Here is a 12726-nt window from a genome sequence, read left to right as displayed (position 1 = left end):
ATTGATGAGATAGAAAATGAAAAATGACACCCCCCACCTTTTAGGCACTTTTTATATTACTGAGAAATCTAACGCCCCACTAAGGGGACGGCGATTAAATTAATTGAATGCCATGATAAGCTACATGCAAACAAAACTGCAAATGGCAACGCGAAAACCTGCTTAGGCGTTCCCATTTAAGTGGCTTGTTAGACCTGTATTGCTTCGAGGACTATGCTCCTGTTTTTTTGTAACCATGTGTAGCGATTTTGTGTTGTACCTGATTCCAGACCTAAAACTGGTGATAAATGATCAGGAAGTAACTTGATATGTGACTCCACAAATAAGTCCCATTCCTGATCATCTTCAATCTTTTTTGCTTCCTTTAGGATGCTTCGATAATCCTTCTCTGTTTCTTCGCAAAAAAGAGTTACTTCATCAAGTAACTGAACTTGGTTTTGAAGGCCAAATAACTCATATCCGATTTTCAATGTGTTTAAAAATTTTGGCCAATTAGATAGATTTTGCCAAAGGAATCCTGACATTCCGAACATGCTAAATTCGTACTCGGCTATAGATTGCGAGATAACAACTTTAATGATTGTTGGTGCGTCTGAGTTTAATACTTCAATCGGTGGATGGTATTCGCCAGGCTTAAATGAAATATCACTCCACCATTCGAAAATTATTTTTTCTACTTCCTCACCACTAGCTTTCATAATATAGCTTTTTACGTTGTGCCATTCATTCTCTGGCACTAAACGTGGAATTATCCAATCTGTATATTCTTCAGACATCTCTTTATTGGCCTAACAGCTTATTATACAGACGAAGATAATATCTTACTATACGGATTAACTCAATTTATCATCTGAAACCACGGCATACAAAGGTGGTTAGATTTTACGCGCACTTAATATCTTACTATGCAGAATTAAACTGATGTCGTATTATTTCAGAATGTCTATTGATTTAACGCTTCCTAAATATAAGTCTCATAACTGGGCGACCTACCTGAATGTGTTACGTCAGCAAAAGGTTTATTCTCAATCACACCCTTATTACGTTATGGCGGTTGAGGCGTTTATTGGATCTTTCCCTAAACGGAATATTCAGGATATATCTCAACAAGAAATTGAAACGTATTTAGAACGTACACTAGCGACTCGTCTTGAGTCGTGGCAAAAAATGCAGTTGATTGAAGCCTTACGATTATTGTTGATTGAGGTCGCTGATACGCGTCCAGCTCGATTTGTAGATTGGGCTTTTTGGCGTGAGTCAGTCATGGGCGAGGGGGAGCAGGAAGGACCAGGTAATCGGCCTTTGCATCAAAAACAATCTGGTGTTAATGGGTTATGGTTAAATGAGCTCGCACGTAAAATTCAGGCTAAGAATTATTCAATAAGAACTGAAAAAACCTATGTGAATTGGGTCAAACAGTTTGACTTCTTCCTACAAGGTCGAAAATTTGATGAGGTTAAGCCGCAAGATGTTGAAGCTTTTTTAAGTTATTTATCGGTCGATCGAAAAGTCTCTAAAAGTACTCAAAATGTGGCGTTGAACGCTGTGGTGTTCTTAATGAGAGAGATTCTTAATAAAAACCCCGAAGAGTATCGTTTTACGCATGCCAAACGTGGCAAGCGATTGCCTACGGTGCTTTCTAAAAATGAAGTGAAAAATTTGTTATCTCACAGTGATGATAACTATGCACTGCTAATCGGCTTAATGTATGGCACAGGTATGCGTTTGATGGAGTGTGTCCGTTTGCGTGTAAAGGATATAGATTTTGATTACGGACAAATTATAGTGCGTGAAGCTAAGGGCGATAAGGACAGAGTGGTTCCGTTGCCAGAGCGATATAAGCAACAACTACAAAATCAAATTAAGAAAGTTGAGGTACAGCACGCGCTGGATACAAAGAAAGGAGCAGGAACGGTTTATTTACCAATTGCTTTAGCTAAAAAGTACCCGAGCGCACAATCAGAGTTGATATGGCAGTATGTTTTTCCCGCTAGCAAGATTAGCCTAGACCCTCATTCTGGGGTTAAACGTCGACATCATTTGCATGAAACTAGCCTGCAAAAAGCAGTCAAACGCGCCTCAATAAAAGCGAATATAAAGAAGAAGGTCAGTAGTCATGTTTTACGTCATAGTTTTGCTACCCATATGCTGGAAGCGGGCTATGACATTCGTACGGTTCAAGAGTTATTGGGGCATAATGATGTGGAGACCACGATGATTTATACCCATGTATTAAATAAACCTGGTTTAAGTGTTAAGAGTCCGGTGGACTTTTAAATTACATTTATTTCTATATGGTAAAAAAGTGCCTGAAAGTAGGGGGGTGACCTAAATAATTATCACCACCAATTCTTTAGGCCCATGCACACCATAAGCTAGTGTCTGTTCAATATCTGCTGATTTTGAAGGGCCAGATATCAGTAGTGCATTGGTTGGCATTTGTGATGCCCAGTCCATGACTCGCATCGCTTCGGCAAAGGTGGAATGCAGTTTACTTTTTTCCATAATGACGAAGTGAATAGGTGGAACCAGAGACATCATTCTTGGTTCATCTTCGGTAGGCCAGACGATTAATGATCCAGTTTCCGATATCCCACCTAATGAAGTTGTTAGGCTGGCATCTATTTCATAGAAGAGTTGTTTTTTCCATGCTTCAATGTCTTTATCGTATTCGATTAACTCGGGTAGGTTAGTCTGATTTTCTATTTGTTTTGACCACAGCGTTTGTTTTGAAATTAGTAAATTAGCGCAGCCTTTCTTTTCGCATAATTCAGCTAATAATTCTGGCCATGCTGTTTCTGTGCTTTGGTGAATTTCTGCGCGTACCGCTTCCATTCTTTCGATGAAATTTTGTAGCAGAGCGGTTTCATCCCAATCGTGTTTGGAATACCAGCTTCTGTCTAACTCTTGTGTGGAGTCGTATTGAGAGCCGCTGGCTTTTAGTCTGTTGAGTATATTGTCGCGTGCGCTCATTATTTGTTTTCCTTTTTGCCTTGCTTGTTACTTGTGGCCTCGTGTTCTTTCATCAGTTCATGAAGTGTTTTAGGCGCTAGTTTTGGTGCTTTACGAACGCTAGTCCAGGGACCTAATTTACTGGGTATAAGTCCACGAAGTCGTGTTGCTGCTTTGGTGCCTAAGCCATACATCATTGGTTTTTTGTGAGCGAATGACCATGTTTTCCAGATTAATGCTTCGCTGGTTTTACGTTTGCTGCCAGCGTCTTTGGTGGTGGTTTCGTCTTGTCTGACACCTTCGTAACGTAGACGGTTAATAATGTCAGCGATAGGGATACGCACTGGGCAAACTTCTGAACAGGCTCCGCATAAGGTAGAGGCCTGAGTTAGTTCACCGTGCGCATCTAATCCAGATTTTTGCGGTTCGAATATCGTGCCGATAGGTCCCGGATAAGTGGTGCCGTAGGCATGGCCGCCGATGCGAACGTAAACAGGACAATGATTCATGCACGCACTGCAACGAATACAACGAAGGGTATCTAGTAATTCCGGGTCACTATAAATTGTGGAACGACCGTTATCGAGTAATACTAGGTGGACTTCTTTGGGGCCGTCTTTCTCGTTTCCTTTTTCCCCAGTCTTGCGAGGAGAACTGATCATGTTGAAATAAGTAGTAACAGGCTGACCTGTCGCAGATCGTGTAAGAATACTGTAAAGCGGGGGAACGTCGACTAGCTTTTCGACCACTTTTTCTATGCCTGTGACTGCAATATGTACAGGCGGAGAAGTGGTGCTCATTCGGCCATTTCCTTCATTTTCTACCAGACAAATTGTGCCGGTTTCAGCAACTGCGAAATTGACGCCGGATATACCAACAGGTGCGGCGAAGAATTTATCACGCAGTAATTCTCGCGCTATTTTGGTGAGTTCATCCACATCTTCGGTGTAGGGAATTTCAGGGAATTTTTCAAAAAACAATGCAGCGATCTGTTTTCTGTTTTTGTGGATGGTTGGCATCACTATATGTGACGGTGGTTCTTCTGCCAATTGTAAAATGTATTCGCCTAAGTCGGATTCTAGCCATTCGATACCGTGTTCTTCCATAAAATGGTTCATGCCCATTTCTTCAGAAACCATCGATTTGCCTTTAACCATCATCTTCGCATCGTGTTTGTTCATGATGTCGAGAACGATGTTATTTGCCTCTTCGCAGGTTTCTGCCCAGTGAACGTTTATGCCGTTGGCAGTACAGTTTTTTTCTAGTTGCTCTAATAACTGGGGGAGTTTTGTAAGGCTGTTAGCACGAATTTCCATCGCTTTGGTGCGCAGGTTTTCCAGTTCTTCCTTATCGGGGAACATATCCAGTCTGCGTGTCATTAAGCCATTCATCGCAACGCGGAAGTTGTTTCGCACTTCTTCATTGCCTAGTGCGTTTTCTACGCGCACATGGAAATCTTCTATTTTAAAAATAGGAATGTCTTTAGTGTTATCACTCTTAACCGATTTGTTAGTGTTCTGGGTGGTGTCTTGAGTATTATTTTGCATGGGTTCTTTCCCATAAGAAGTTGGCGATATGGTCGCAGTCTGGTCCTTTGCCTTTATCATCAGTTTGGTAATCAAAGGCTCCTGAAATATTCATCAAACACCCGGCATCCTGACTGATGAGTTGGGTTGCTCCTGTGTTTCTAATGTTCGCGGTTTTATCGGCGACCATCGATGCTGATATCTTCGCCTCCTTAACCGCAAATGTTCCACCAAAACCGCAACATTCTGCTTTGTGTTCCTGCTCTAAAACAGTCACGTTGGATAGTTGTGCTACCAGTGATTCGATCTTATCTGCGACGCCCATTTCACGACGCGCTGCACAAGATGTGTGAATGGCGATTTCCTGAGGCTCGCCCAGATCTTCCAGTTGGATATTTAGTACATCAACCAGAAACTCAGTCAGTTCATAAACCCGAGATGCGTGGTTTAACGCTTGTGATTCGAGTTTATTGTCTTTAAACAGAGCAGGGTAGTGCGTCTTCATCATGCCGGCGCAAGAACCCGATGGCACAACGATGGGAATATCTTTATTAAATAAGCCTAATTGTAAAGCCGCAACGTCCCGAGCTTCATCACGGTAGCCGCTATTCCACGCCGGTTGACCACAACAGGTTTGTTGTTGTGGGTAGATGACTTTGATGCCTTCGCGTTCCAGTAATTTGATTCCCGACATTCCTGCGTTTGGGTAAATCAGATCGATTAGGCAGGTGCCGAAGAAATAGACTTCAGATATTTTTTTATCTGATTGGCTTGTATCTTGAAGATCGTTGTCAGACATTTAGCTCTGCTCCATTTTAGTTTCTTTCTTTGAATTATTATGTGAATCGTTCATAGTGTTTTTTAATGCATTCAGTGTCGTTAAGCGACGCAATGATCGGGTTTTGCGAACCTCTTCTTGATCGATGTCTTGCAATGAATCTTCTACAAATGCCAAATGATCTTGAGCTGCCTGTCGGGCTTTTTCAGGATCGCCATCGATTACAGCTTCCATTAATGCTTTGTGCTGATTACTCAGTGGTTCAAAGACTCTGGGGAGCGTGTAAAGCTTATCCAGATTATGTGAAATACTGTTTTGTAATAGTGTGAACAAGCCGCGCATCATGTGCAATAAAACAAGGTTGTGTGATGCTTCGACAATGCTTAAATGAAACTCTGCATCCGCCTGTGCTTCTGCCAATGGGTCGTCGCCATTGTGTAGTAAAATCATTTTTTCATAACAGGCTTTGATATTTTCTTTGTCTTCGTCTGTTGCGCGGATAGCGGCATGCCACGCTGCATTCCCTTCTAAAGAGTGCCTGACTTCGAGTACATCAAAGCGTGATTCCGGGTGTTCTTGAAAAAAGCTGATCAGTGGGTCAACGAATTCAGGATTCAAACTCGATTCGACCGTTGTACCGCCACCAGGTCGAGTTTTAAGTAAGCCACGACTTTGTAATTTTTGAATGGCCTCCCGCAATGATGGACGCGATACGCCGAAGCTTTCAGCGAGTGTTCTTTCTGCAGGCAGGCGATCACCTGGTTTAAGACTGCCTTCAACAATCAGGGTCTGTAGTTTATCTGCAATGGTATCTGCAATTCGTTTTTTGTGCATGATGGTCTCTGGTCTTACCAATTATTCATTATTGTAGTCGATAAAATCGAGAAATCAAGAAAGTTTGTAAGTGTCTGAAATCTTTATAAATAAACAAATAGTATGAGAAATAATTTGATTTTTTCAGAAAATTAACTACTCTTCTTTTGAATTGGTAAGACAATTGGTAAATTGGTATTACCAATTATTTAAAAGGTATTAGTAATACTCGCGCTACACCTGCCATAAAATTTTAAGAGAAAAAACTATGTCTAATGATGAATTGATAACAGCACTCAAAAATATTCTGGGTCAGGAAAAAGTAGCCACAGATGAAAAGAAAACGGAGTATTACCGTAAAGGTTTCCGTGCGGGTAGTGGTGGTGCATTAGCAGTGTTGTTTCCTGATTCATTATTGACGTTATGGCAAGTTTTAAAAGTCTGTGTTGAAGCCAATACCGTCATTATTATGCAAGCTGCCAATACGGGTTTGACGGCGGGTTCTGTGCCAAATAATGACGACTATGACCGTGAAGTGGTTATCATCAATACTTTACGCATCAATAATATCGTTTTGTTAAATGGTGGAGAGCAGGTGTTAGGTTTTGCAGGCGCAACCTTGCACGCACTTGAAAAGAAGCTTAAGCCGTTAAAAAGAGCGCCGCATTCGGTTATAGGTTCGTCGAGCATTGGTGCATCGATCGTTGGTGGTGTGTCTAATAATTCTGGTGGTTCTCTGGTAAAGCGTGGTCCGGCATATACTGAGCTGGCTTTGTATGCGCGGGTCAATGAGAAAGGCGAGTTAGAACTCGTGAATCACCTTGGTATTGATTTAGGCGATTCGGCAGATGCAACACCCGAAGAGATAATCGCCCGTTTAGAGCGACAAGACTTTCCCACCGATGATCTCGATGATGGCGGAAAGCTGGCCTCAGATAGAGAGTATGTAGAGCGCATTCGGGATGTCGATGCAGTCACGCCAGCCCGCTTTAATGCGGATAAACGTCGTTTATTCGAAGCCAGTGGTTGTGCCGGTAAATTAGCGGTATTCGCGGTAAGACTCGACACCTTTGAAGTGGCGAAGCAAGAACAAACGTTTTACATCGGAACCAATGACGCACAGGTATTAACCAAGCTGCGGAGACATATCTTAAGTGAGTTCGAAAATGTACCCGATGTGGGTGAGTATCTTCATGGTGATATGTTCGATATTGGTGAAAAGTATGGTAAAGATACATTTTTAACGATCCAGCATCTGGGTACAGATAGTCTGCCAAAGATGTTCGCGTGGAAAGGGCGTATAGATGCAACCCTCAATAAAATTCCGCTACTTCCAAAATTCTTAACTGATCATGTGATGCAGTTTGCGAGTCATTTATGGCCGAAGCATTTGCCAAAACGTATGATTCAGTTCCGTGATAAATACGAACATCACCTTATTCTTAAAATGAGTGATGAGGGTATCGCAGAAGCCCAAAGCTTTTTAACTGATTTCTTTGCTTCAAATAATTCTGATGGGCTTGCCAACGATGGTGATTTCTTTGTCTGTACTGATGATGAAGCAAGTAAAGCGATGTTGCTTCGTTTTGCCGCAGCAGGTGCCGCCATTCGTTATCAAACGGTCAAGAGTCATAAAGTTGGGGATATTCTGGCTTTAGATATCGCCTTAAGAAGAAACGATATGAATTGGGTCGAAGACCTGCCTAAAGAAATTAGCGATCAAATTGATTCTGCTTTGTATTACGGCCATTTCATGTGTCATGTTTTTCATCAGGATTATATTTTGAAGAAAGGCGCAGACACCGAAGCAGTGAAAAAAGCCATGCTTGTAGTTCTTGATGAAAGAGGGGCGAAATATCCAGCAGAACATAATGTGGGACATTTGTATGAAGCGGAGCAGGATTTAAAATCATTTTATCGTGAGCTTGATCCTACCAATACATTTAATCCAGGCATCGGAAAAATGAGTAAGCACAAAAGAAATTGTAGTTGCTGTTTATAGTCATTAAACATAGTTTTCGAATATCAATACGATAATGTGTTTTTTGTTCGGTTTTAGTCATTATTTTGATTAAAAAGTATCTGTTTTTTATCGAAAAATATTCTTTTTCGAATCTATTATACACCCCCCCACTTATAGGCCTTTTTTATTTATTAGGTCATTAATTATTCTTATTAATGCGAATCATTATTCCTTCAATAACTTTACCTGAAATATAAGCTATAACATTGATAAGAACATAATTTTCACAGTTAAATAAGATTAATAATAAGTCTTACAACACTAACAAAATTCTACCGCTAGGAGAAACAACGCATGAGTAGTGAAGATGTAACCGATTTAGACCCCCAGGAAACAAGTGAATGGAAGGAAGCCATTGACGTTGTTATAGAAAGAGAAGGACCAGAACGCGCTCGATATCTTTTAAATCAAGCAATAAATGCCGCTTTTGAAGCCGGTGTTGAACCTCCCAAAGATAATACCCCTTATGTAAATACAATTCCGACAGATCAGCAGCCGGCATATCCCGGAGATCTAGAAACGGAACGCAAAATTCTTCGCGCACTCCGTTGGAATGCAACCGCTATGGTGGTTAAAGCTAACCGCAAACCAGCTGAGCCTGGTGGGCATATCGCTTCGTATCAATCGTCAGCGATAATGTATGAAGTGGGTTATAACCATGTCTGGAAAGGTGCTGATCATCCTAGTGGTGGCGACATGCTATTTGTTCAGGGGCACACTGCGCCCGGTACGTATGCAAGAGCTTACTTAGAAGGACGTTTGACTGATGAGCAACTGGATAACTTCAGAATAGAGGCGGGCGGCAAAGGTCTTTCTTCTTATCCACATCCTTACTTGATGCCTGACTTCTGGCAGTTTTCTACGGTATCCATGGGTCTTGGTCCGATCATGGCTATTTATCAGGCTCGTTTCATTAAATATCTACAAAATAGAGGGCTATCTCCGAAAGCAGAAAAACTTTCAGAGCAGCGTAAAGTCTGGGCATTTCTGGGCGATGGAGAGATGGATGAGCCTGAATCACAAGGTGCAATCTCATTAGCCTCACGTGAAAAATTAGACAACCTTATATTCGTCGTGAACTGTAATCTTCAGCGATTAGATGGGCCAGTTCGTGGTAACGGTAAAATAGTACAAGAATTAGAAAGTAACTTCAGGGGCGGTGGCTGGAATGTCATTAAAGTTCTCTGGGGATCAGCCTGGTATCCACTGTTAAATGATCCTCAGCATGGTAATACCTTGAAAAGAGCATTGATGGAAACCGTCGATGGTGAATACCAGAACTTCAAAAACAAAGGCGGGGCTTATGTTCGCGAGCACCTGTTTGTTAAATATGGAATAGAAGAGCTGGTTAACGACTGGACTGATGATCAAATCTATCTTGATCTTCTGCGCGGTGGTCACGATCAGGAAAAAGTTTTTGCGGCTTATCACAGAGCGATAAACACTCCAGATCGACCTACCGTGATACTTATGCATACCGTAAAAGGGTATGGCATGGGTGAAGCGGGTGAGGGAATGAATATCAGTCATTCTCAGAAGAAGTTAAGTGCTAGCCAGTTGGGTAAATTACGCGATCGATTTTCTATTCCTGTCTCTGATGAGCAAGTAGATGCGGCTGATTTCTACAAGCCAGCAGCCGACTCGCCTGAGATGTTGTATTTACATGAAAAACGCAAAGCGTTGGGTGGTTATTTGCCCAGTCGATCACAAGAATATGAAACACTGAATATTCCTGATTTATCAATATTTGATGCGCTATTAAAAGATACGGGCGAACGAACTATGTCGACCACCATGGCAATGGTGAGAATCATGGTTGCTGTTGCTCGTAATAAAGAGATTGGTCCTCGTTTAGTGCCGATTGTGCCGGACGAAGCACGTACTTTTGGTATGGAAGGTATGTTCCGTCAAGTGGGTATTTATGCGCACGAAGGTCAGAAATATGTGCCGATGGATTCTAAAGACATCATGCCTTATAAAGAGTCACAAAATGGACAGATGTTGCAAGAAGGGATTAATGAAGACGGCGCTATGTCTTCGTGGATTGCTGCTTCGACCTCATACGCAAACAATGGCGTGATGACAATACCTGTCTACATTTTCTATTCCATGTTTGGTTTCCAGCGTATTGGTGACTTGGCCTGGGCTGCCGGTGATATGTTGGCTCGAGGATTCTTGATAGGAGCGACTTCTGGACGTACTACCCTGAATGGAGAAGGTCTACAACATCAGGATGGGCACAGTCAGTTATTTGCACAATTCATCCCAAATTGTATCTCATACGATCCTACGTTTGCTTACGAGCTTGCCGTGATATATCACGATGGTCTAAAGCGCATGTACGAAAATAATGAGAATGTTTATTACTACATAACCACGCTAAATGAAAACTACAGTATGCCTGCAATGCCTAAAGGTGCGGAAGAAGGCATCATCAAAGGTATGTACCAATTTCAAAAAGCGAAGGGTAAAGCAAAACATACTGTTCAGTTATTAGGTTGTGGGTCTATCTTGCGTGAAGTGATTGCTGCGGCAGACTTGTTGAAAAATGATTGGGATATCGCAGCTGATATCTGGTCTACGCCAAGTCTTAATGAGTTAACTCGTGATGGACAAGATGTGCAGCGCTGGAATTTGCTACATCCGGATAAGAAACCACGTAAAAGCTGGGTTGAAACCTGTCTCGATGGAGCCAAAGGTCCAGTGATTGCGGCTACGGATTACATGAAAATGTATGCAGAGCAAATTCGACCATTTATTGCGAATGATTACCATGTACTTGGTACCGATGGCTTTGGACGCTCTGATAGTCGCGAAGCTTTACGTGAGCATTTTGAGGTCGATAGCCGTTATGTGGCAATTACCGCGCTGAAAGCATTAGCTGATCAAAAAGCGAAAGGTATAACCAATAAAACAGTGTTAGAAGCTATCAAAAAGTATGGCATCGATCCTGATAAAACTAATCCGCTACACGCATAATTCGGAGAAATAATAATGAGTAAAGAAATGTTAGTTCCTGATATCGGTGATTTCTCTGAAGTCGATGTCATTGAAGTATTAGTAAACGTTGGCGATACCATCTCAATTGATGATGAGCTTATTACACTGGAGTCTGATAAAGCCTCTATGGATATACCTGCTACGGCAGGTGGTGTGGTCAAAGAGATTAAAGTAGCCGTTGGAGATAAGGTGGCTGAAGGTAGTTTGATTCTGATTCTGGAAGATTCAGATGAATCAAGCGTAAACGTTGCTGTAGATAATGCTCAACCTAAAGTGGGGGGCGAGTCTGCAGCATCTAGCGCCGCGCCAAGTGCGGGTGGAAGTGGATATGGCGGTGGCGGCTTAGAAGAAATTCTAGTGCCTGATATTGGTGATTTTGACAGTGTCGATGTAATTGAAGTGTTGGTTGCAGAAGGTGATACCGTTCAAGAAGAAGACTCTCTTATCACTCTTGAATCTGATAAAGCTTCGATGGATATCCCTGCGCCAAAAGCGGGTGTGGTCAAACAGCTGAAAATTGCAGTGGGTGATAAGGTTTCTCAAGGCAGTTTGATTATGCTGCTCGAAACGAAAGGTGGCACAAAAGCCGCCGCAGATTCAAATCCAGTGCCTGATGCAAGCAGTAGTGGTGCGGCAAAAGCACCTGCACGAGTTCCTGCGGCTTCTAATGTAAAAGATTCTGAAGCATTCCGTCGAGCTCACGCCAGCCCATCAATACGTCGCAAAGCACGTGAACAAGGGATTGATTTAACACAAGTTACGGGTACTGGTCGTCAAGGTAGAATTACTGAAGATGATCTTAAAAGCTTCAGTGCAAATGGTGGTCAACCAGCTGCTGCAACTGCTTCAAGTTCATCAAATGCCGCACCTGCTAAAGCTGCTGGTGGAGAAATGGGTATTCCTCTAATTACTCAACCAGACTGGTCTAAATTTGGCGAAATTGAAACGGTTCCAATGTCTCGAATTGGAAAGCTTTCTGCTAAGCATCTGCATAAAGCCTGGTTGAATGTTCCGCAAGTGACGCATTTTGACGAAGCTGATATTACCGAGTTGGAGGCTTACCGCGGCACAATCAAAGGCAAAGCCAAAGAAATGGGCTTCAACTTCACGCCGCTTGTATTCATGTTGAAAGCGGTTGCGTCCGGTTTGAAAGAATTCCCTAAATTTAACTCAGCGATGGATGATGCTGGTGAGAATTTAATTATGCGTAAGTTCTATAACATCGGTGTAGCAGTTGATACACCTGATGGATTAGTCGTTCCTGTGATTAAAGACGTTGATCGCAAAGGCATGTTTGAACTGGCGCGCGAGCTGGGTGAAATCTCGGTTAAAGCACGTGATGGGAAATTGAAAGCGGCTGATATGTCAGGTGGCTGTTTCTCAATTTCTAGCCTAGGCGGTATCGGTGGAACGAATTTTACGCCGATCGTAAATGCCCCAGAGGTTGCGATACTTGGTATCACTCGATCTCAGGAACGTTTGGTGCGTAAAGACGGTGAAATTGTTGATCGTTTAATTCAGCCGCTAGCTGTTTCATACGATCATAGAGTGATTGATGGTGCTTATGCGGCACGTTTTGCTAGTCACCTATCATTCGTATTGTCTGATGTTCGCAACTTAATGCTTTAAACAGG

Annotated in this window: 9 protein-coding genes; 4 read left to right on the top strand and 5 right to left on the bottom strand. The window is 42.3% G+C overall.

From position 1 onward, the window contains the following. Nucleotides 1-188: 188 nt before the first annotated feature. Nucleotides 189-776 (bottom strand): hypothetical protein, encoded by a 588-nt coding sequence (locus OO007_RS12870; RefSeq protein ID WP_325809109.1) that lies wholly within the window; start codon nt 774-776, stop codon nt 189-191. A gap of 145 nt (nt 777-921) precedes the next feature. Here OO007_RS12870 and OO007_RS12865 point away from each other — a divergent pair, with 145 nt between their 5' ends. Continuing rightward, a complete protein-coding gene (locus tag OO007_RS12865; RefSeq protein WP_325809108.1) occupies nt 922-2277 on the top strand; it encodes an integron integrase in 1356 nt (451 codons plus the stop codon). 51 nt (nt 2278-2328) lie between these two features. On the opposite strand, the gene OO007_RS12860 is transcribed toward OO007_RS12865, so the two are convergent. The 4 genes from OO007_RS12860 to OO007_RS12845 are packed head-to-tail and all read right to left on the bottom strand — an operon-like array spanning nt 2329 to nt 6090. After that, a complete protein-coding gene (locus OO007_RS12860) occupies nt 2329-2973 on the bottom strand; it encodes a LutC/YkgG family protein (RefSeq protein ID WP_325809107.1) in 645 nt (214 codons plus the stop codon). Then, nucleotides 2973-4499: a LutB/LldF family L-lactate oxidation iron-sulfur protein gene (locus OO007_RS12855; RefSeq protein ID WP_325809106.1), complete on the bottom strand. Its 1527-nt coding sequence runs from the start codon at nt 4497-4499 to the stop codon at nt 2973-2975. Before OO007_RS12855 ends, OO007_RS12860 begins: the two co-directional genes overlap by 1 nt. Beyond that, entirely contained in the window at nt 4489-5277 is a 789-nt protein-coding gene (locus OO007_RS12850) for a (Fe-S)-binding protein (protein ID WP_325809105.1), read from the bottom strand. The genes OO007_RS12855 and OO007_RS12850 overlap by 11 nt, the downstream gene beginning before the upstream one ends. Beyond that, entirely contained in the window at nt 5278-6090 is an 813-nt protein-coding gene (locus tag OO007_RS12845) for an FCD domain-containing protein (protein WP_325809104.1), read from the bottom strand. It abuts the gene before it with no gap. A gap of 247 nt (nt 6091-6337) precedes the next feature. On the opposite strand from OO007_RS12845, the gene dld reads away from it, so the two are divergent. From dld to OO007_RS12830, 3 genes are all read left to right on the top strand, one after another. Beyond that, nucleotides 6338-8071 carry a D-lactate dehydrogenase gene (gene dld / locus OO007_RS12840; protein ID WP_325809103.1) on the top strand — a complete coding sequence of 578 codons (1734 nt, stop codon included), beginning with the start codon at nt 6338-6340 and terminating at the stop codon, nt 8069-8071. Between the two features lie 315 nt (nt 8072-8386). Continuing rightward, nucleotides 8387-11071, top strand: a complete 2685-nt coding sequence (gene aceE / locus OO007_RS12835; RefSeq protein ID WP_325809102.1) for a pyruvate dehydrogenase (acetyl-transferring), homodimeric type — start codon at nt 8387-8389, stop codon at nt 11069-11071. 15 nt (nt 11072-11086) lie between these two features. Next, nucleotides 11087-12721, top strand: coding sequence for a dihydrolipoyllysine-residue acetyltransferase (locus OO007_RS12830; RefSeq protein ID WP_325809101.1), 1635 nt, complete (start codon nt 11087-11089; stop codon nt 12719-12721). Nucleotides 12722-12726: the final 5 nt, after the last annotated feature.

Origin of the sequence: Cocleimonas sp. KMM 6892, assembly GCF_035798195.1 — a bacterium.
Lineage (GTDB): Bacteria > Pseudomonadota > Gammaproteobacteria > Thiotrichales > Thiotrichaceae > Cocleimonas > Cocleimonas flava.
Note: the sequence above shows the minus strand (reverse complement) of the source record. Positions and strands in the feature narration are given on the sequence as shown.